Source organism: Proteus sp. G4380, from assembly GCF_963885725.1.
Taxonomy (GTDB): Bacteria; Pseudomonadota; Gammaproteobacteria; order Enterobacterales; family Enterobacteriaceae; genus Proteus; species Proteus mirabilis.
Map to the genome: position 1 here is coordinate 1 of NZ_CAWPAV010000107.1, position 20,440 is coordinate 20,440.

General features: G+C 42.0%; 16 protein-coding genes. 10 read left to right on the forward strand and 6 right to left on the reverse strand.

Features of this window, described 5'->3' with window-relative positions; all coding sequences use genetic code 11:
- The 10 genes from tuf to AACU98_RS09720 all read left to right on the forward strand — a co-directional run.
- Nucleotides 1–1,184: elongation factor Tu (tuf, locus tag AACU98_RS09675; protein ID WP_049199863.1), on the forward strand; the 1,184-nt coding region annotated here is incomplete at its 5' end.
- 272 nt (nucleotides 1,185–1,456) lie between these two features.
- On the forward strand, nucleotides 1,457–1,834 hold the full coding sequence (gene secE / locus AACU98_RS09680) for a preprotein translocase subunit SecE (RefSeq protein ID WP_004246899.1): 378 nt from the start codon (nucleotides 1,457–1,459) through the stop codon (nucleotides 1,832–1,834).
- 7 nt (nucleotides 1,835–1,841) lie between these two features.
- Nucleotides 1,842–2,387 (forward strand): transcription termination/antitermination protein NusG, encoded by a 546-nt coding sequence (nusG, locus tag AACU98_RS09685; protein WP_004246900.1) that lies wholly within the window; start codon nucleotides 1,842–1,844, stop codon nucleotides 2,385–2,387.
- A gap of 145 nt (nucleotides 2,388–2,532) precedes the next feature.
- Nucleotides 2,533–2,961, forward strand: coding sequence for a 50S ribosomal protein L11 (gene rplK, locus AACU98_RS09690; RefSeq protein ID WP_060555735.1), 429 nt, complete (start codon nucleotides 2,533–2,535; stop codon nucleotides 2,959–2,961).
- A 4-nt stretch (nucleotides 2,962–2,965) separates the two neighbouring features.
- On the forward strand, nucleotides 2,966–3,667 hold the full coding sequence (rplA, locus tag AACU98_RS09695; RefSeq protein ID WP_004246903.1) for a 50S ribosomal protein L1: 702 nt from the start codon (nucleotides 2,966–2,968) through the stop codon (nucleotides 3,665–3,667).
- 327 nt (nucleotides 3,668–3,994) lie between these two features.
- The gene (rplJ, locus tag AACU98_RS09700; protein WP_004246904.1) at nucleotides 3,995–4,492 is read left to right on the forward strand and encodes a 50S ribosomal protein L10; all 498 of its coding nucleotides are present in this window, start codon (nucleotides 3,995–3,997) and stop codon (nucleotides 4,490–4,492) included.
- A 63-nt stretch (nucleotides 4,493–4,555) separates the two neighbouring features.
- Nucleotides 4,556–4,921 (forward strand): 50S ribosomal protein L7/L12, encoded by a 366-nt coding sequence (rplL, locus tag AACU98_RS09705; protein WP_004246905.1) that lies wholly within the window; start codon nucleotides 4,556–4,558, stop codon nucleotides 4,919–4,921.
- 352 nt (nucleotides 4,922–5,273) lie between these two features.
- Complete coding sequence (gene rpoB / locus AACU98_RS09710; RefSeq protein ID WP_004246906.1) at nucleotides 5,274–9,302, forward strand: DNA-directed RNA polymerase subunit beta; 4,029 nt, start codon at nucleotides 5,274–5,276, stop codon at nucleotides 9,300–9,302.
- Between the two features lie 122 nt (nucleotides 9,303–9,424).
- Nucleotides 9,425–13,654: a DNA-directed RNA polymerase subunit beta' gene (rpoC, locus tag AACU98_RS09715; RefSeq protein ID WP_004246908.1), complete on the forward strand. Its 4,230-nt coding sequence runs from the start codon at nucleotides 9,425–9,427 to the stop codon at nucleotides 13,652–13,654.
- 192 nt (nucleotides 13,655–13,846) lie between these two features.
- Nucleotides 13,847–14,815 carry an Rpn family recombination-promoting nuclease/putative transposase gene (locus AACU98_RS09720; RefSeq protein ID WP_161735867.1) on the forward strand — a complete coding sequence of 323 codons (969 nt, stop codon included), beginning with the start codon at nucleotides 13,847–13,849 and terminating at the stop codon, nucleotides 14,813–14,815.
- A 158-nt stretch (nucleotides 14,816–14,973) separates the two neighbouring features.
- On the opposite strand, the gene thiH is transcribed toward AACU98_RS09720, so the two are convergent.
- Genes thiH through thiC form a run of 6 tightly spaced genes read right to left on the reverse strand, consistent with a single transcriptional unit; the run spans nucleotide 14,974 to nucleotide 20,396 of the window.
- On the reverse strand, nucleotides 14,974–16,092 hold the full coding sequence (gene thiH, locus AACU98_RS09725) for a 2-iminoacetate synthase ThiH (RefSeq protein WP_004246910.1): 1,119 nt from the start codon (nucleotides 16,090–16,092) through the stop codon (nucleotides 14,974–14,976).
- Nucleotides 16,092–16,871, reverse strand: coding sequence for a thiazole synthase (locus tag AACU98_RS09730; protein ID WP_004249134.1), 780 nt, complete (start codon nucleotides 16,869–16,871; stop codon nucleotides 16,092–16,094). The genes thiH and AACU98_RS09730 overlap by 1 nt, the downstream gene beginning before the upstream one ends.
- 1 nt (nucleotide 16,872) lies before the next feature.
- Nucleotides 16,873–17,073, reverse strand: a complete 201-nt coding sequence (thiS, locus tag AACU98_RS09735; protein ID WP_004250087.1) for a sulfur carrier protein ThiS — start codon at nucleotides 17,071–17,073, stop codon at nucleotides 16,873–16,875.
- Nucleotides 17,070–17,819 carry a HesA/MoeB/ThiF family protein gene (locus AACU98_RS09740; RefSeq protein ID WP_049212055.1) on the reverse strand — a complete coding sequence of 250 codons (750 nt, stop codon included), beginning with the start codon at nucleotides 17,817–17,819 and terminating at the stop codon, nucleotides 17,070–17,072. Before AACU98_RS09740 ends, thiS begins: the two co-directional genes overlap by 4 nt.
- Nucleotides 17,813–18,460 (reverse strand): thiamine phosphate synthase, encoded by a 648-nt coding sequence (gene thiE / locus AACU98_RS09745; RefSeq protein ID WP_017628672.1) that lies wholly within the window; start codon nucleotides 18,458–18,460, stop codon nucleotides 17,813–17,815. Before thiE ends, AACU98_RS09740 begins: the two co-directional genes overlap by 7 nt.
- The gene (thiC, locus tag AACU98_RS09750) at nucleotides 18,444–20,396 is read right to left on the reverse strand and encodes a phosphomethylpyrimidine synthase ThiC (RefSeq protein ID WP_004246916.1); all 1,953 of its coding nucleotides are present in this window, start codon (nucleotides 20,394–20,396) and stop codon (nucleotides 18,444–18,446) included. Before thiC ends, thiE begins: the two co-directional genes overlap by 17 nt.
- Between the last annotated feature and the right edge of the window lie 44 nt (nucleotides 20,397–20,440).

Genomic DNA, 20,440 nt, shown 5'->3' on the forward strand with positions numbered 1-20,440 from the left:
TGTCTAAAGAAAAATTTGAACGTTCAAAACCGCACGTTAACGTTGGTACTATCGGCCACGTTGACCACGGTAAAACAACTCTGACTGCTGCAATCACTACAGTTTTAGCTAAAACTTACGGTGGTGCTGCTCGTGCATTCGACCAAATCGATAATGCGCCAGAAGAAAAAGCGCGTGGTATCACCATCTCTACTTCACACGTAGAATACGATACTCCAACTCGCCACTACGCACACGTAGACTGCCCAGGCCACGCCGACTATGTTAAAAACATGATCACTGGTGCTGCGCAAATGGACGGAGCTATTCTGGTAGTAGCAGCAACTGATGGTCCAATGCCACAAACTCGTGAGCACATCCTGTTAGGTCGTCAGGTTGGTGTTCCTTACATCATCGTATTCCTGAACAAATGTGACATGGTAGATGATGAAGAGCTGTTAGAATTAGTTGAAATGGAAGTTCGTGAACTTCTGTCTCAATACGATTTCCCAGGCGATGACACTCCAGTAATCCGTGGTTCAGCGCTGAAAGCACTGGAAGGCGAAGCAGAGTGGGAAGCAAAAATTGTTGAATTAGCAGAAGCACTGGATACTTATATCCCAGAGCCAGAGCGTGCAATTGACAAACCATTCCTGTTACCAATCGAAGATGTATTCTCAATCTCAGGTCGTGGTACAGTAGTTACTGGTCGTGTAGAGCGTGGTATCATCAAAGTAGGTGATGAAGTTGAGATTGTTGGTATCAAAGAAACCGCAAAAACAACTTGTACTGGCGTTGAAATGTTCCGTAAATTACTTGACGAAGGTCGTGCAGGTGAGAACGTAGGTGTTCTGCTGCGTGGTACAAAACGTGAAGAAATCGAACGTGGACAAGTACTGGCGAAACCAGGTTCAATCAACCCACACAACAAATTTGAATCAGAAGTTTATATTCTGAGCAAAGATGAAGGTGGTCGTCACACTCCATTCTTCAAAGGCTACCGTCCACAGTTCTACTTCCGTACAACTGACGTAACTGGTACTATCGAATTACCAGAAGGCGTAGAAATGGTAATGCCAGGCGACAACGTGAACATGATCGTTGAACTGATCCACCCAATCGCAATGGACGAAGGTTTACGCTTCGCAATCCGTGAAGGTGGCCGTACAGTAGGTGCGGGTGTTGTTGCTAAAGTATTAGGTTAATTACTCGGTAATTTTCCTAAAGAAGGGCATCAATTGATGCCCTTTTTATGCGTTGTTTGAAAAAGAACCTATCTCATCACTAGTTTTCTGGAAATTATTGGTGAGATAGGCTCTGATACAACGAATTGAGTCCAGTATCTTGCAGATACGAATGTCATAGAGATATGACGCTGTGTCAGATGCAATCATAGTTTATTTATGGTTAGTCTGATTTGTTTTGCTCTTGCGAGGCAAGCTGGCTATTTATTTACATCATATGGACAGGTTAATTTATGAGTGCGAATAGCGGAGCTCAAGATAGCAAACGCGGTGGTGATATCGCTAAGTGGATCATTACCGTCTTATTGCTGGTAGTAGCAGTGGGTGGCAACTATCTTTATCGTGAATTTAACCTTGCGTTGCGGGCTTTAGCGGTTGTTATTCTGTTCGCGGCTGCGGGCGGAGTTGCGTTGTGGACAACACAAGGTAAAGCAACACTAGCATTTGCTCGCGAAGCTCGAATTGAAATGCGTAAGGTAGTATGGCCAACGCGTCAAGAAACATTGCAGACAACATTAATCGTTGCTGCGGTGACGGCTATTGTGTCATTGGTTCTTTGGGGACTGGATGGCATTCTGGTTCGTTTAGTTTCATTTATTACTGGCCTGTGAGGTGTTCATGACTGATTCTCCTAAAAAACGCTGGTATGTTATTCAAGCCTTTTCAGGCTTCGAAGGCCGTGTAGCACAGTCTCTGCGTGAACATATCAAATTAAACGAAATGGAAGACTCATTTGGCGAAGTTATGGTTCCAACAGAAGAAGTTGTTGAGATCCGTAGCGGACAGCGCCGTAAAAGTGAGCGTAAATTTTTCCCAGGCTATGTTCTTGTCCAAATGGTCATGAATGATGCAACTTGGCATCTTGTGCGTAATGTGCCAAGAGTCATGGGTTTTATTGGCGGTACTTCAGACAGACCTGCACCAATTAGTGATAAAGAAGTTGATGCGATCATGAATCGTCTACAACAAGTTGGTGACAAACCACGTCCTAAAACACTGTTTGAACCAGGTGAAATGGTTCGTGTTAGTGATGGTCCATTTGCTGACTTTAACGGTGTTGTTGAAGAAGTTGATTACGAGAAAAGTCGCCTGAAAGTGTCTGTTTCTATCTTTGGTCGTGCGACCCCAGTGGAATTAGACTTTAGTCAGGTTGAAAAAGGTTAAACCTTTTTACTCGCCTTTCTTGCAAAAGGTGGAAAAGTTCACTACAATTTTCCACCTTTCGTTTTGAGTTGTTTTGTCATGAGACAAAGCAAAGTAAATCGGGGAGCCCTAGCCGGGCGATATACCCACATTGAGGAATTAATTAATGGCTAAGAAAGTCCAAGCCTATATCAAACTGCAAGTTGCAGCAGGTATGGCTAATCCAAGTCCACCAGTTGGTCCAGCTCTGGGTCAACAAGGTGTTAACATCATGGAATTCTGTAAAGCATTCAACGCTAAAACTGAAAGCGTAGAAAAAGGTTTACCAATCCCTGTTGTTATTACAGTTTACGCAGACCGTTCTTTCACTTTCGTTACTAAAACTCCTCCAGCAGCGATTCTGCTGAAGAAAGCAGCGGGCGTGAAATCAGGTTCTGGCAAACCGAACAAAGATAAAGTAGGTAAAGTAACTACTGCTCAAGTTCGTGAAATTGCAGAAACTAAAGCTGCGGATCTGACTGGTGCTGATGTTGAAGCTATGATGCGTTCAATTGAAGGTACTGCTCGTTCCATGGGCCTGGTAGTGGAGGACTAATCTGATGGCTAAACTAACCAAGCGCATGCGCAATATCCGTGAAAAAGTAGATGTAGTGAAACAGTACGAAATCAATGAAGCAGTTGCTTTATTGAAAGAGTTAGCTACAGCTAAATTTGTTGAAAGTGTTGATGTTGCTGTTAACCTCGGCATCGATGCTCGTAAATCAGACCAAAACGTTCGTGGTGCTACTGTTCTGCCACACGGTACTGGTCGTTCAGTTCGCGTTGCTGTATTCGCACAAGGTGCAAATGCAGAAGCTGCTAAAGAAGCTGGTGCAGAATTAGTCGGTATGGATGACTTAGCTGCTAAAGTTAAAGCTGGCGAAATGGACTTTGACGTTGTAATTGCATCTCCAGATGCAATGCGCGTTGTTGGTCAATTAGGCCAAATCCTTGGTCCACGTGGCTTAATGCCAAACCCGAAAGTGGGCACTGTAACACCTAACGTTGCTGAAGCTGTTAAAAATGCTAAAGCTGGTCAGGTTCGTTACCGTAACGACAAAAATGGTATTATCCATACCACTATCGGTAAAGTTGATTTCAACGAAGCTCAGTTGAAAGAAAACTTAGAAGCTCTGCTGGTTGCGCTGAAAAAAGCAAAACCATCTTCAGCTAAAGGCGTTTATATCAAGAAAGTAAGCCTGTCTACCACTATGGGTGCAGGTGTTGCTATTGATCAAGCAAGCTTAAGCGCGACAGTTTAATCCTCGATTAGACTAAAAGTCATAAAAGACTTTACCTTGGCGTCAAATTTGTATAGAATTTGACGCCTTGAGTTTAGCTATGTTGTATTTTGAATGTGAGTCAACATAACTAAATTCCCAAATTCGGTTGGAGTCTGGCCTATCCAGACCCCGTCCAAGACCGCAGGTGTAAGTAATTACTTAATTTTCCTGCGTAGACGGTGAGAGAGCCAAAAAGAATTTTATATTCTGGATTCTGCTCACCGTGTTTTAGCGCTTATTTCCATTGTGGCAATAAGTGATGTGAGTCCCGAGTTTTTACTCGGTTAATCCAGGAGCAAGAAGCTAATGGCACTAAATCTTCAAGACAAACAAGCGATTGTTGCTGAAGTCAGCGAAGTTGCCAAAGGCGCGCTGTCTGCAGTTGTTGCGGATTCCCGTGGTGTAACTGTAGATAAAATGACTGAACTGCGTAAAGCATGTCGTGAAGCTGGTGTTACTGTACGTGTAGTACGTAACACATTGCTACGTCGCGCTGTTGAAGGTACTTCTTATGAAGTGCTGAAAGACGCATTTGTTGGTCCTACCTTGATTGCTTTCTCTTCTGAACACCCGGGCGCTGCAGCTCGTCTGTTCAAAGATTTCGCGAAAGCGAACCCAGCATTCGAGATTAAAGCGGCTGCCTTTGAAGGTGAGTTTATCCCAGGTTCAAACATTGATCGCCTGGCTACACTACCAACTTACGAAGAAGCAATCGCACGCCTGATGTCAACCATGAAAGAAGCCGCTGCCGGCAAACTGGTTCGTACTCTGGCTGCACTGCGCGATCAGAAAGAAGCTGCTTAATAGCCAATTTCCTTCGTTGCTTTACTACGTATAAACTTTTTCTGAATTTTAGGAACAATTGTTATGTCTATCTCTAAAGACGATATCTTAAATGCAGTTGCTGAAATGTCTGTAATGGACGTTGTTGAACTGATCACTATGATGGAAGAAAAATTCGGTGTATCTGCTGCTGCAGCTGTTGCTGTTGCTGCGGGTCCAGCAGAAGCTGCTGAAGAAAAAACTGAATTCGACGTTATCCTGAAAGGTATCGGCGGTAACAAAGTAGCAGTAATCAAAGCAGTACGTGGCGCTACCGGTCTTGGTCTGAAAGAAGCTAAAGACTTAGTAGAATCTGCTCCAGCAGCTCTGAAAGAAGGCGTAAGCAAAGATGATGCTGAAGCTCTGAAGAAAGCTCTGGAAGAAGCAGGTGCTGAGGTTGAAGTTAAGTAATTTAACTTCCCAGAGAGCAGCCTAACGGCTGATGGCTGGTGATTTTTTGGTCACCAGCCTTTTTGCGCTGTAAGGTAAGAGTAGCTTTTTCACACTTTTTTGGCTTCCTCTTTACCTCAATATTTTTTGCTATTGACGACTTAATATACTGTGTTAGCCACTACGATCCACGTTTTTCCAAAAGCTCGGTAGTGTGCGCAATGCAATGAAATGATTTAAGAGTAATAGCAATAAGTATTATGGAAAATTTTATTTTCCTACCTACAAAAAAACAGTGTTAGATGAATGTCGTGTCACCCTTAATAACAAGGGCAGGCAGAGTGGGTCACTTTTCAGCGAGCTGAGGAACCCTATGGTTTACTCCTATACCGAGAAAAAACGTATTCGTAAGGATTTTGGTAAACGTCCACAAGTTCTGGATGTTCCCTATCTCCTTTCTATCCAACTTGACTCGTTCCAGAAGTTTATCGAGCAAGATCCTGATGGTCAAAATGGGCTGGAAGCGGCTTTCCGTTCCGTATTTCCAATCCAAAGCTACAGCGGCAATGCTGAACTGCAATATGTCAGCTACCGCCTTGGCGAGCCTGTTTTTGATGTTAAAGAATGTCAGATCCGTGGTGTAACTTATTCTGCACCATTACGTGTAAAACTGCGTCTGGTCATTTATGAACGTGAAGCCCCAGAAGGCACCGTTAAAGACATCAAAGAACAAGAAGTCTATATGGGTGAAATCCCATTAATGACCGATAATGGTACTTTTGTTATCAATGGTACTGAGCGTGTTATTGTTTCCCAGTTACATCGTAGCCCTGGTGTGTTCTTTGATAGCGATAAAGGTAAAACGCACTCTTCAGGTAAAGTACTGTATAACGCACGTATTATTCCTTATCGTGGTTCATGGTTAGACTTCGAATTCGACCCTAAAGATAATCTTTTTGTCCGTATTGACCGTCGTCGTAAATTACCAGCGACTATCATTTTACGCGCAATGAACTACAGCACCGAAGACATCTTAAATCTGTTCTTCGAGAAAACAACGTTTGAAATCAGTAATAATAAACTGATGATGACGTTAGTTCCTGAGCGTCTGCGTGGTGAAACAGCTTCATTTGATATTGAAGCAAACGGCAAAGTTTATGTCGAAAAAGGTCGCCGTATTACTGCTCGTCATATTCGTCAGTTAGAAAAAGAACAAATTGAGCGCATCGAAGTACCTGTTGAATACATCGCAGGTAAAGTAGTGGCTCGTGACTATATTGATGAAGCGACAGGTGAATTGATTTGTGCTGCTAACATGGAAATCTCTTTAGATGTGTTAGCTCGCTTAAGTCAAGCTGGTCATAAAACCATCGAAACACTGTTTACCAACGATTTAGATCATGGTGCTTATATTTCAGAAACTATTCGCGTCGATCCTACCAACGATCGTTTAAGCGCATTAGTTGAAATCTATCGCATGATGCGTCCTGGTGAACCACCAACTCGCGAAGCGGCAGAAAACTTATTTGAGAACTTATTCTTCTCAGAAGATCGTTATGATCTCTCTGCGGTTGGTCGCATGAAATTCAACCGCTCTTTAGGTCGCGAAGAAGTTGAAGGTTCTGGCATCTTAAGCCAAGAAGATATCATTGAAGTGATGAAAAAACTGATTGATATCCGTAATGGTAAAGGTGAAGTGGACGATATCGACCACTTAGGTAACCGTCGTATTCGTTCTGTTGGCGAAATGGCTGAAAACCAATTCCGTGTTGGTCTGGTGCGTGTTGAACGTGCAGTTAAAGAGCGTCTATCTTTAGGTGATCTTGATGCATTAATGCCACAAGATATGATCAACGCAAAACCGATTTCTGCTGCAGTTAAAGAGTTCTTTGGCTCTAGCCAGTTATCGCAGTTTATGGATCAGAACAACCCGCTGTCAGAAATTACCCATAAACGTCGTATTTCTGCATTAGGCCCTGGTGGTCTGACTCGTGAACGTGCAGGCTTCGAAGTTCGAGACGTACACCCAACTCACTATGGTCGTGTGTGTCCAATCGAAACACCTGAAGGTCCAAATATCGGTCTGATTAACTCATTATCTGTTTATGCACAGACTAACGAGTACGGATTCTTAGAAACGCCTTACCGTGTTGTAGAAAACAACGCTGTAACAGATGAAATCCACTATCTGTCTGCAATTGAAGAAGGTAACTTCATCATTGCTCAGGCTAACTCCGTATTAGATGATGATGGCCACTTCGTAGAAGAATTAGTAACTTGCCGTCATAAAGGTGAGTCAAGTTTATTTAGTCGTGATCAAGTTCAGTACATGGACGTTTCAACTCAACAGGTTGTTTCTGTCGGTGCTTCACTGATCCCATTCCTTGAACACGATGACGCCAACCGTGCATTGATGGGTGCGAACATGCAACGTCAGGCTGTTCCTACACTTCGTGGTGATAAACCACTGGTAGGTACAGGTATGGAACGTGCTGTAGCGGTTGACTCCGGTGTTACTGCGGTAGCAAAACGTGGTGGTACTGTTCAGTATGTTGATGCTTCTCGTATCGTTATCAAAGTAAACGAAGATGAGACTTATGCTGGTGAAGCAGGCATTGATATTTACAGCTTAACTAAATATACCCGCTCTAACCAAAACACATGTATTAACCAAACACCTTGTGTTTCTTTAGGTGAACCTGTTGAACGTGGTGATGTACTTGCCGATGGTCCATCAACAGACCTTGGTGAACTTGCATTAGGTCAAAACATGCGCGTGGCATTTATGCCATGGAATGGTTATAACTACGAGGACTCCATCCTTGTATCTGAGCGTGTTGTTCAAGAAGACCGTTTCACAACTATCCATATTCAAGAACTTGCTTGTGTGTCTCGTGATACTAAGTTAGGGCCTGAAGAGATCACTGCAGATATTCCTAATGTTGGTGAAGCTGCGTTATCTAAACTGGATGAATCAGGTATCGTTTATATCGGTGCTGAAGTGAAAGGCGGTGATATTCTGGTAGGTAAAGTAACACCGAAAGGTGAAACTCAACTGACTCCAGAAGAGAAACTGCTACGTGCTATCTTCGGTGAAAAAGCATCTGATGTTAAAGATTCTTCTCTGCGTGTTCCTAACGGTGTATCTGGTACAGTTATTGATGTACAAGTCTTCACCCGTGATGGCGTAGAAAAAGACAAACGTGCATTAGAAATCGAAGAATCGCAATTACGTGAAGTTAAAAAAGACTTAACAGAAGAGTTACGTATCTTTGAAGCGGGTCTTTTTGCACGTATTCGTGGCGTTCTGATTGCCGGCGGTATTGAAGCTGACAAATTAGATAAACTACCTCGTGAACGTTGGTTAGAACTGGGTCTTGCTGATGAAGAGAAGCAAAACCAGTTAGAACAATTAGCTGAACAGTATGATGAACTGAAAGCTGAATTCGCGAAGAAGCTGGAAGCTAAGCGTCGTAAGATCACTCAAGGTGATGATTTAGCACCGGGTGTATTGAAGATTGTTAAGGTTTATCTGGCTGTTAAACGTCAGATCCAACCTGGTGATAAGATGGCGGGTCGTCATGGTAACAAGGGTGTTATCTCTAAGATTAACCCAATTGAAGACATGCCATACGATGAAAACGGTAATCCTGTTGACCTCGTACTTAACCCACTGGGTGTACCATCACGTATGAACATTGGTCAGATCCTTGAAACTCACTTGGGTATGGCTGCTAAAGGTATCGGTGATAAAATCAATGCGATGCTGAAACAGCAACAAGAAGTGGCTAAGTTACGTGAATTTATCCAGAAAGCTTATGATCTGGGTATGGCACCTCGTCAGAAAGTTGATTTGGACACCTTCAGTGATGAAGAAGTGTTACGTTTGGCTGAAAACCTGAAAAAAGGTATGCCAACTGCAACACCTGTGTTCGATGGTGCAGAAGAGATGGAAATTAAAGAGATGCTGAAATTAGCAGATCTTCCAACTTCTGGTCAGATTACACTTTTCGATGGTCGTACAGGTGAACAATTCGAACGTCCAGTAACTGTAGGTTACATGTACATGCTGAAACTGAACCACTTAGTTGATGACAAGATGCACGCCCGTTCTACCGGTTCGTACAGCTTAGTTACTCAGCAACCTCTTGGTGGTAAAGCACAGTTTGGTGGACAGCGTTTCGGGGAGATGGAAGTATGGGCACTGGAAGCATACGGTGCGGCTTACACGCTACAAGAAATGCTTACTGTTAAGTCGGATGACGTTAACGGTCGTACCAAAATGTACAAAAACATTGTTGATGGTAACCATCAGATGGAACCAGGTATGCCTGAGTCGTTCAACGTATTGTTGAAAGAGATCCGTTCACTGGGTATCAACATCGAATTGGAAGACGAATAACGTATTCCATGAAAGCAGACTGCTAAATATGGCAGTCTGCTAAACAGTGACTACACTGGTTTAAAGGGGTGAATGACAGGGGTCATTTGCCTGGCAGGTCTAACTCCGACAGGAGCCATTTCGTGAAAGACTTATTAAAGTTTCTGAAAGCGCAAACCAAGACCGAAGAGTTTGATGCGATCAAAATTGCTCTGGCATCACCTGATATGATCCGTTCATGGTCATTTGGTGAAGTTAAAAAGCCAGAAACAATTAACTACCGTACGTTCAAACCAGAACGTGACGGCCTTTTCTGTGCCCGTATTTTCGGACCAGTAAAAGATTACGAATGTTTGTGTGGTAAATACAAACGTTTAAAACACCGTGGTGTTATCTGTGAGAAGTGTGGCGTTGAAGTCACACAAACTAAAGTTCGTCGTGAACGTATGGGTCACATCGAATTAGCTTCTCCAGTGGCGCACATCTGGTTCTTGAAATCACTGCCGTCCCGTATCGGTCTGCTGTTGGATATGCCACTGCGCGATATTGAACGTGTACTGTATTTTGAATCTTATGTTGTTGTTGAAGGCGGTATGACCAGCCTTGAACGTGGCCAAATCTTAACAGAAGAGCAATACCTCGATGCATTAGAAGAATTCGGTGATGAATTTGATGCGAAGATGGGTGCTGAAGCTGTTCAGAACTTGTTACAGAGCATGGATCTGGAACAAGAGTGTGAAACGCTGCGTGAAGAGTTAAATGAGACTAACTCTGAAACTAAACGTAAGAAACTGACTAAACGTATCAAGTTACTTGAAGCATTCATGCAATCAGGCAATAAACCTGAGTGGATGATCTTAACTGTACTGCCAGTGTTACCACCAGACTTACGTCCACTGGTTCCACTTGATGGTGGTCGTTTTGCGACTTCTGACTTGAACGATTTATATCGTCGCGTTATCAACCGTAATAACCGTTTAAAACGCCTGCTAGATTTAGCAGCTCCAGACATTATCGTACGTAACGAAAAACGTATGTTACAAGAGTCTGTTGATGCGTTATTAGATAACGGTCGTCGCGGTCGTGCAATTACAGGCTCTAACAAACGTCCTCTGAAATCTTTGGCTGATATGATCAAAGGTAAACAAGGTCGTTTCCGTCAAAACCTGTTAGGTAAACGTGTTGACTATTCTGGTCGTTCTGTAATCACCGTTGGTCCATACCTGCGTCTGCATCAGTGTGGTCTGCCGAAAAAAATGGCACTTGAATTATTCAAACCATTTATTTACGGAAAACTGGAAACCCGTGGTTTAGCGACAACAATTAAAGCCGCTAAAAAAATGGTTGAGCGTGAAGAAGCGGTAGTTTGGGATATCTTAGATGAAGTTATCCGTGAACACCCAGTTATGCTAAACCGTGCACCGACACTTCACCGTTTAGGTATACAGGCGTTTGAACCAATCCTGATTGAAGGTAAAGCTATTCAGTTACACCCACTCGTTTGTGCGGCATATAACGCCGACTTCGATGGTGACCAAATGGCGGTTCACGTTCCATTGACATTAGAAGCGCAGTTAGAAGCTCGCGCGTTGATGATGTCAACTAACAATATTCTGTCTCCAGCAAGTGGTGACCCAATTATCGTTCCTTCACAGGACGTGGTATTAGGTCTTTACTACATGACTCGTGATTGCATCAATGCCAAAGGTGAAGGCATGGTGTTAAGTGGTCCAAAAGAAGCTGAACGCGTTTATCGCGCAGGTTTAGCCTCTTTACACGCGCGTGTTAAAGTACGTATCACTGAAGAGATCAAAGATGGCGAAGGTAATATCACCACTGAAACTAGCTTAAAAGACACTACAGTTGGTCGTGCTATTTTATGGATGATTGTACCAAAAGGCCTACCTTACGCACTGGTTAACCAACCATTAGGTAAAAAAGCTATTTCTAAAATGCTGAATACCTGCTACCGCGTAATGGGCTTAAAGCCAACAGTTATTTTTGCTGACCAAATCATGTATACCGGTTTTGCTTACGCAGCACGTTCTGGTGCTTCAGTAGGTATTGATGACATGGTTATCCCTGCGAAAAAAGCAGAGATCATTGCCGAGGCAGAAGCAGAAGTTGCAGAAATTCAGGAACAGTTCCAATCCGGTCTGGTAACAGCGGGTGAACGTTACAACAAAGTCATCGATATTTGGGCTGCTGCGAATGAACGCGTAGCTAAAGCGATGATGGAAAATCTGTCTACAGAAACTGTGATCAACCGTGATGGTGAAGAAGAACAACAAGTTTCCTTCAACAGCATCTTTATGATGGCTGACTCCGGTGCTCGTGGTTCTGCAGCTCAGATCCGTCAGTTAGCGGGTATGCGTGGTCTGATGGCTAAGCCAGATGGCTCCATTATCGAAACCCCAATCACTGCGAACTTCCGTGAAGGTCTGAACGTACTCCAGTACTTCATCTCAACCCACGGTGCTCGTAAAGGTTTGGCGGATACCGCACTGAAAACAGCAAACTCCGGTTACTTGACTCGTCGTTTAGTTGACGTTGCACAAGACCTTGTCGTAACAGAAAGCGACTGTGGTACAACCGAAGGTGTAATGATGACTCCGGTCATTGAAGGTGGAGATGTTAAAGAGCCACTGCGTGAGCGTGTATTAGGACGGGTAACGGCAGAAGATATCCTGAAACCAGGTACTGCAGATATCCTTGTTCCACGTAATACGCTGTTAAACGAAAAACTGTGTGATCTGTTAGAAGAAAACTCAGTAGACAGCGTTAAAGTTCGTTCAGTTGTAACCTGTGACACAGACTTTGGTGTATGTGCTAAATGTTATGGTCGTGACCTTGCTCGTGGTCATATCATCAACAAAGGTGAAGCTATCGGTGTTATCGCAGCACAGTCAATCGGTGAGCCTGGTACACAGTTAACGATGCGTACGTTCCACATCGGTGGTGCGGCATCCCGTGCGGCAGCAGAATCAAGCATTCAGGTACGTAATAAAGGTACACTGAAATTGATCAATGCGAAATTTATCACCAACACTGCTGGTAAGTTAGTGATTACTTCTCGTAATACAGAATTACGTCTGATTGACGAATTCGGTCGTACGAAAGAAAGCTATAAAGTACCTTATGGTGCTCAATTATCGAAAGGTGATGGCGAAGCTGTAAACGGTGGCGAAACAGTTGCTAACTGGGATCCACATACCATGCCTGTGGTGAGTGAAGTTTCTGGTATTATCCGTTTTGCTGACATGGTTGATGGTCAAACCATTACTCGTCAAACGGATGAATTAACCGGTCTTTCTTCACTGGTTGTTCTGGATACTGCAGAGCGTACTGGTAGCGGTAAAGATTTACGTCCAGCATTGCGCATCACCGATGCACAAGGTAATGATGTATTAATCCCGAATACAGATATGCCGGCACAGTACTTCCTACCAGGTAAAGCTATCGTTCAATTAGATGATGGCGTTGCTATTAATGCGGGTGATACGTTAGCACGTATTCCTCAAGAATCTGGTGGTACTAAAGATATTACCGGTGGTCTACCACGCGTTGCTGACTTGTTTGAAGCTCGTCGTCCGAAAGAGCCTGCAATCCTTGCTGAAATCAGCGGTATTGTTTCTTTCGGTAAAGAAACGAAAGGTAAACGTCGCTTAGTTATTTCTCCATTAGATGGTAGCGATGCATACGAAGAGATGATCCCTAAATGGCGTCAACTTAACGTATTTGAAGGTGAGGTTGTGGAACGCGGTGATGTTATCTCCGATGGTCCAGAATCACCACATGACATTCTGCGCTTACGTGGTGTTCATGCGGTTACTCGCTATATCACTAATGAAGTACAGGAAGTTTACCGTTTACAAGGGGTTAAGATTAACGATAAACACATTGAAGTTATCGTTCGTCAGATGCTACGTAAAGTGACTATCGAAAATGCCGGTAGCTCTGAATTCCTTGAAGGTGAACAAGTTGAATACGCTCGTGTTAAAGTTTCGAACCGTATTTTAGAAGAAGAAGGTAAAGTACCAGCAACATACTCTCGTGACCTATTAGGTATTACGAAAGCATCACTGGCTACTGAGTCTTTCATCTCTGCGGCATCGTTCCAAGAAACAACACGCGTACTGACTGAAGCTGCTGTTGCAGGTAAACGTGACGAATTACGCGGTTTAAAAGAAAACGTTATTGTGGGTCGTCTGATCCCTGCAGGTACTGGTTTTGCGTACCATCAGGATCGTATCCAACGTCGTCAACAACAACTGCCAACGGATGAAACTGAAGCAACAATCAGTGCAGATGAAGCTTCTGCTAACTTAGCAGAATTGCTGAATGCAGGTTTCGGCGGTTCATCAAATAACTAATTGATACTGCATTAGTTTTAAATATAAATACCCTCGATAGTTATCGAGGGTATTTTTTTGCTCTTTTTATACTTGTATAGGTAAGTTAAATAATTAAGTTTATATTTTTCAGATATTTATGATAATTTTTTACTAAGTAAAAGGTCATTTTTTTCTGTAAGCTGGCGATCCACATTTAGCACGGAGTCAGCGATGAATAAACCTATTTTAATTTCTTCTCATGATGCTGCATTCAAACGCTTCATGATGAATATCAGTAATGCTAAGGATTTCTTTTTTATCCATTTATCAGATGAATTAAAAAGCTATTGTGATTTTTCAACTTTAAAGCTACAAAATTCCTCTTTTATCGATATTAAATTACGTTCTCGTATGTCAGATATTCTCTACTCAGTGAAAACCAAAACGGGGAATATCTCAATTTATTTCTTAATTGAGCACCAATCTCGACCAGATAAAATGATCGCTTGGCGTATGATGCACTATGCGTTTTGCACGATGAATCAGCATCTACAGCAAGGTTACACATCTTTGCCATTGGTTGTTCCTATCTTGTTTTATCATGGCAAACGCAAGCCTTATCCTTTTTCTGTCAATTGGTTAGATTGTTTTCCGCTTTCTACATTGGCAAATCAACTCTATCTTAATAATTTTGCATTAATTGATTTGAATTCAATTGATGATGAAATTTTATTAACACATAGAAAAGCCGCTGTAATGGAAATTGCAATGAAACATGTGAACAGTTGCGATGATCTTGATAAGTTAGCGATGCTTCTCTCAAAAGCGATAAATCAGAAAAACTGCAGTGATGAAGACACTATCGCTGTTGTACAATATTTATTCTCAATTATGGACGCGGCGGATTTTGAATCCATCATAAATAAGATAGCTGAACAAGTAGATAACCATAGAGAGACGATTATGAATATTGCATGGCGGTTAGAAAATAAAGGATTTAAATTAGGAAAAATGGAGGGAATAGAGATAGGTAAAAATGAAGGTATAGAAATAGGTAAAAATGAAGGTATAGAAATAGGTAAAAAGATAGTACAAATACAATTAGCAAAAAACTTATTAAAAGAAAACGTTGAGTTAGAATTTATTGAACGAATAACTGGTTTAAGTATACAAGAACTTAAAATATTGATTTTAACTTAATGAAATAGTTAGTTAACTTAATCTTTTTAAGAAAAATTTATTGTTATATCTAACGTATTGATATTATTTTTAATTATTTATTACTATGTGTTATGTAATAAAACCGCGATTATATTTATTAAAAAAATAAATTAAAACGCGGTATTATTTTATCTCTATTAACGACCTAAATAGTTATCCCAATCTTTCCATACAGGCTGTAATCCTCGTGTTTTGAGGGCATTAATTACATCACTGACATGACGATTATCATTAGGTGAAAATTGCTCTAACTCCTCATGGCTATCAGAATAACCACCGGGCTGAGTTTTAGAGCCAGCGCTGATATTATTGATGGCTAAAGGTACTGTATTATCGCGAAAGTAAGGCGATTCACGTGTTGAAAGGGAAAGCTCAACATCGGGGGCTAAAATACGAAAAGCACAAATCAACTGAACTAATTCTGCTTCACTCATTACCGATGCAGGATTAAGCCCACCAGCACATGGGCGTAGACGAGGAAAGGAGATAGAGTAACGACTTTTCCAGTAACGTTTTTGTAAAAATAGCAGATGCTCAGCCACCATATAACAATCGGTACGCCATCTGTCAGATAAACCAATTAGTGCACCTAAACCAATTTTATCAATGCCGGCTTGCCCTAATCTATCAGGGGTTTGTAACCGCCAATGAAAATCTTGTTTTTTTCCTCTTAGATGATGCAACTGATAAGTGGGTTCATGATAAGTTTCTTGATAAACCATTACACCATCAATACCGAGCGTTTTTAATTCAGCATACTCATTTGTCGCCAGAGGTTGTACTTCCATCATTAATAAACTGAACTGCTGGCGAATAAGCGGTATATATTGACGGAAATAATCCATACCAACTTTTCTTTGATGCTCTCCTGTAACGAGTAGCAGGCTATCAAAACCTAATTGCCGAATGCTATGACATTCAGCAAGGATTTCGTTTTCATTTAATGTTTTGCGCTTGATGGCATTACTCATTGAAAAGCCACAATAAGTACAATCATTAGCACATAAATTAGAGAGGTACAGTGGAACATATAAACCGACAACATTACCAAAACGTTGTCGAGTTAGTTGCTGAGCACGTTGTGCCATTGGCTCTAAATAATGTCGGCCAGCAGGGGAGATCAGCGCCATAAAATCATCAAGCGTTAAAGTATGATGAGATAAAGCAGTTTCAACATCTTCACAAGTTTTACTATTCAGTCTTAACGTGATGTCATCCCAATCTAATTGTTGCCAATAATCAGAAAATGTTTTCATTAGAAAGCCTCTAAATATTGGGTTAATGGGCTAGAGGCTTGTGCTTGCATATGTGTTATTGAAGTCGGTACAGCCAGTCCAGATTGTCGAGCAAGCTCTCCAGCATCAATTGCAGCTTTAAAAGCTTGAGCCATTAAAACTGGATTTTTAGCTACGGCTATGGCGGTATTGACGAGTACAGCATCCGCACCCAATTCTAAAGCTTCAAGAGCATGGCTTGGTGCGCCAATACCTGCGTCAACAACAACGGGTATTGAGGTTTGCTCAATAATAATCCGCAAAAAATCGCGAGTTTGTAAACCCTGATTGGAACCAATAGGTGAACCTAACGGCATTACAGCTGCGCATCCTACCTCTTCTAAACGACGGCATAATACCGGATCAGCACTGCAATAAGGTAAAACCACAAAACCTTCTTTAACGAGAAGTTCAGCCGCTTTAAGTGTTTCTATTGGATCAGGAAGTAGGTATTTGGTATCAGGATGAATTTCTAATTTGATCCAATGGGTATCAAAGGCCTCTTTTGCTAATCGTGCAGCAAAAACGGCTTCTTGTGCTGTTTTTGCACCAGAAGTATTAGGTAATAATTTTACCCCTAATGATTTAAGAGGGGCGATTAGATCATCATTGCCATTTTTTAAATCAACACGCTTCATTGCCATTGTCACTAATTGGCTACCAGAGGCTTTAATGGCTTCAGCCATGAGTGTTGGTGTCGCAAATTTACCTGTACCAGTAAATAACCTTGATGTGAATGTAGTATCAGCAATTTTCAACATATCAGCCTCCCGCAATTGCTTGAAAGAGAAGAATTGTGTCACCCTCATTGATCATTTGTGTATTCCAGTTTTCACGCGGAATAATGATGTCATTGATAGCGAGTGCCACCCCCATAGAAGGTTGTTTTAACTCAATAAGGAGCTGGCTTATCGTGACAGGCATATCCAGAGAATAACGTTCGTCATTTACGGTAATATTCATGCTAACCCTCGACAAACAGGACAGTTTTTTGATGGTGTTAAGCGCAAGGTGCTCCAATTTTGTTTTCTACCATCGAACAGACGTAGTTTTCCACTTAACGTACTTGGTAAACCTGCAAGTAACTTAATTGCTTCAAGTGCCTGCAGAGTACCAATGACCCCTACAACGGGGCCTAGAATTCCAGCTGTTTGGCAATTGCGTTGTGGCTCTTTGTTATCAGGATAGAGACAGTGGTAACAACCATGAATAAAAGGGGGCTCAAACACGATCAACTGACCACTAAATCCAACGGCACTGCCACTAATAAGCGGTATTTGTTGTTTAACACAGATACGATTGATTGCTTGGCGAGTGCTCATGTTATCAGTGCAATCTAAAACTAAATCGATGTTTTGAAGCAACGTAGAGAGAGAATCATCATTAACACGTTGTTTATAGGTGGTGATTTTAATGTCAGGATTTAAGGCAAGTAGAGCCTGTTTGGCGATGTCTGATTTTGCATCCGGGATATCTTGAGTGCGATAGAGAATTTGACGCTGTAAATTCGACACATGCAAATTATCATCATCGACTAAAATAAGTTCACCCACTCCTGCACCTGCTAGATAAAGTGATGCTGGAGAGCCTAACCCACCTAAGCCAATAATTAATACTCTGGCTTGCTGTATTTTGGTTTGCCCTTTTAATCCTATATCTTCTAACATCACTTGTCGGCTATAACGCATAAAATCATTATCATTTAGCATGATGGTTTTCCCTCTACTAATTCTAATAATTTAAGTGTTACCTGTTGCCAGTCTGATGCCTTTGTTATTGCACTCACTAAAGCAACTCCACCAACGCCAGTTGCTACGACATCAGAGACTTTTTCTAGAGAGATCCCGCCAATAGCAACGGTTGGAAAATCATGAGTTTGTTCTACTTGATGTTTGAGTGCTCTTAAACCTTGTGGCTTTGATGGCATATCTTTCGTCGTCGTTGGAAATATATGCCCTAAAGCAATATAAGAGGGAAGTAACCTTTTTGCTCTTTGTAGTTCAGTGTCATTATGGGTGGAAATACCAAGGCATAAACCTGACTGTTTAATAGCATCAAGATCGGCAATGTCGAGATCTTCTTGTCCAAGATGAACACCATAAGCGTGATGTTTAATGGCGAGTTGCCAATAATCATTGATAAATAATCTTGCGTTATACTCACGACCTAATTTGATTGCAGTGATTATATCTTGTTCAACATCTTTGGGCTGTTTATCTTTGATGCGTAATTGGATCGTTGTTACACCTATTTTCAACAGGCGCTCAATCCATTCAATAGAATCGACAACAGGGTAAAGCCCCAACTTTTTTTCGGTTGGGGCAAAAGCCGAATTAGAGGATCTGTTCATTATCAGCTACCTCGGAACTGGCTATTTCTGCACTGTGGTATAGTTCGCTACCATGGGCTTTAAAGGCTTGTGACATCTGCTCCATACCTGCTGCATAATCACGCACTTCTTGTGTTATCTTCATTGAGCAGAATTTAGGTCCACACATAGAGCAGAAGTGAGCGACTTTCCCCGATGCTTGAGGTAAGGTTTCATCGTGATATTGACGGGCAGTTTCAGGATCAAGTGCTAGATTAAATTGATCTTCCCATCGAAACTCAAAACGGGCTTTAGACATGGCGTTATCACGAATTTGCGCGCCGGGATGTCCTTTGGCAAGATCAGCTGCATGGGCGGCGATTTTATAAGTAATAAGACCTTGTTTCACATCTTCTTTATTGGGGAGTCCGAGATGCTCTTTCGGAGTGACATAACAGAGCATGGCACAGCCAAACCAGCCAATCATTGCAGCGCCAATACCGGAAGTAAAATGATCGTAGCCCGGTGCTATATCAGTTGTTAGAGGGCCTAATGTATAGAAGGGGGCTTCATGACAATGCTCTAGTTCTTCCGTCATATTGCGACGTATCATCTGCATTGGTACATGACCTGGGCCTTCAATCATGACTTGTACATCATATTCCCAAGCAATCTTTGTTAATTCACCCAAGGTATGTAATTCAGCGAACTGTGCTTCATCGTTAGCATCTTGGATAGAGCCAGGTCTTAGACCATCACCTAATGATAATGAAACATCATAAGCGGTGCAGATTTCGCAAATCTCCCGGAAGTGGGTATAGAGGAAATTCTCTTTATGGTGTGATAAACACCACTTCGCCATAATTGATCCACCACGAGAGACAATGCCCGTTAAACGTTTTGCGGTCATAGGAACATAGCGTAATAGGACACCTGCATGGATAGTGAAATAATCCACCCCTTGTTCCGCTTGTTCTAATAAAGTATCACGGAACATTTCCCAAGTGAGATCTTCTGCAATACCGTTAACTTTTTCGAGAGCTTGATAAATAGGAACAGTACCAATAGGGACTGGGCTATTACGGATGATCCATTCACGTGTTTCGTGGATATAACGTCCAGTTGACAGATCCATCACGGTATCGGCCCCCCAACGTGTTGACCAAATCAGTTTTTCTACTTCTTCTTCGATAGATGAGGTAACCGAAGAGTTGCCGATATTAGCATTCACCTTAACTAAGAAATTACGGCCAATAATCATCGGCTCAGATTCTGGGTGATTGATATTGGCAGGAATAATGGCACGACCAGCAGCAACTTCTTGGCGTACAAACTCAGGCGTAATATTGTCAGGTAAATGTGCACCAAAGCTAAATCCGGCATGTTGTTGGCGTAATACTTCGCTACGAATACGTTCTCGCCCCATATTTTCTCGAATGGCAATAAATTCCATTTCTGGCGTAATAATACCTTTGCGAGCGTAATGTAATTGCGTCACTCTCTTATTATTTAGCGCTTTTCTAGGGCTGGGTTTTAACGGAAAGCGTAGATGTTCTAATCCTGCATCAGTAAGGCGTTGTTGAGTGAAATCAGAACTTAAGTGTGAAAGAGGTTCGGTATCATTACGCGCATCAATCCATGGTTGGCGAATTTTTTTTAAGCCAAGATTAACGTCAAGTTGAGAAGTTGGATCACCATAAGGCCCTGAAGTGTCATAGACTGGAATAGGTTCATTCTCTTCAAAAATAGGATCTTCTTTTGAGCCACCGATCAGGGTCTTATCAAGTTGGATCTCACGCATTGGCACTTGAATATCTGAACGAGTACCAGTGATATAAATACGTTTTGAATTGGGAAAATTAATACCTTGAATAGTGCTAATAAAGGATTGCGCTGCATCGCGTTGTTCTTTACGTGGGCGCTGTTTATTCGCAGTGGGCGAAACATCTTTAATAGAGATAGTTTGATTTTTGGACATAGCATTTCCTAATAAATATCAATCAAGCACAAGGCTTGTCGGGT

Coding starts and splice junctions, on each gene's coding strand:
- secE (WP_004246899.1), top strand. CDS start 1,457: ATGAGTGCGAATAGCGGAGCTCAAGATAGCAAACGCGGTGGTGATATC.
- nusG (WP_004246900.1), top strand. CDS start 1,842: ATGACTGATTCTCCTAAAAAACGCTGGTATGTTATTCAAGCCTTTTCA.
- rplK (WP_060555735.1), top strand. CDS start 2,533: ATGGCTAAGAAAGTCCAAGCCTATATCAAACTGCAAGTTGCAGCAGGT.
- rplA (WP_004246903.1), top strand. CDS start 2,966: ATGGCTAAACTAACCAAGCGCATGCGCAATATCCGTGAAAAAGTAGAT.
- rplJ (WP_004246904.1), top strand. CDS start 3,995: ATGGCACTAAATCTTCAAGACAAACAAGCGATTGTTGCTGAAGTCAGC.
- rplL (WP_004246905.1), top strand. CDS start 4,556: ATGTCTATCTCTAAAGACGATATCTTAAATGCAGTTGCTGAAATGTCT.
- rpoB (WP_004246906.1), top strand. CDS start 5,274: ATGGTTTACTCCTATACCGAGAAAAAACGTATTCGTAAGGATTTTGGT.
- AACU98_RS09720 (WP_161735867.1), top strand. CDS start 13,847: ATGAATAAACCTATTTTAATTTCTTCTCATGATGCTGCATTCAAACGC.
- thiH (WP_004246910.1), bottom strand. CDS start 16,092: ATGAAAACATTTTCTGATTATTGGCAACAATTAGATTGGGATGACATC.
- AACU98_RS09730 (WP_004249134.1), bottom strand. CDS start 16,871: ATGTTGAAAATTGCTGATACTACATTCACATCAAGGTTATTTACTGGT.
- thiS (WP_004250087.1), bottom strand. CDS start 17,073: ATGAATATTACCGTAAATGACGAACGTTATTCTCTGGATATGCCTGTC.
- AACU98_RS09740 (WP_049212055.1), bottom strand. CDS start 17,819: ATGCTAAATGATAATGATTTTATGCGTTATAGCCGACAAGTGATGTTA.
- thiE (WP_017628672.1), bottom strand. CDS start 18,460: ATGAACAGATCCTCTAATTCGGCTTTTGCCCCAACCGAAAAAAAGTTG.
- thiC (WP_004246916.1), bottom strand. CDS start 20,396: ATGTCCAAAAATCAAACTATCTCTATTAAAGATGTTTCGCCCACTGCG.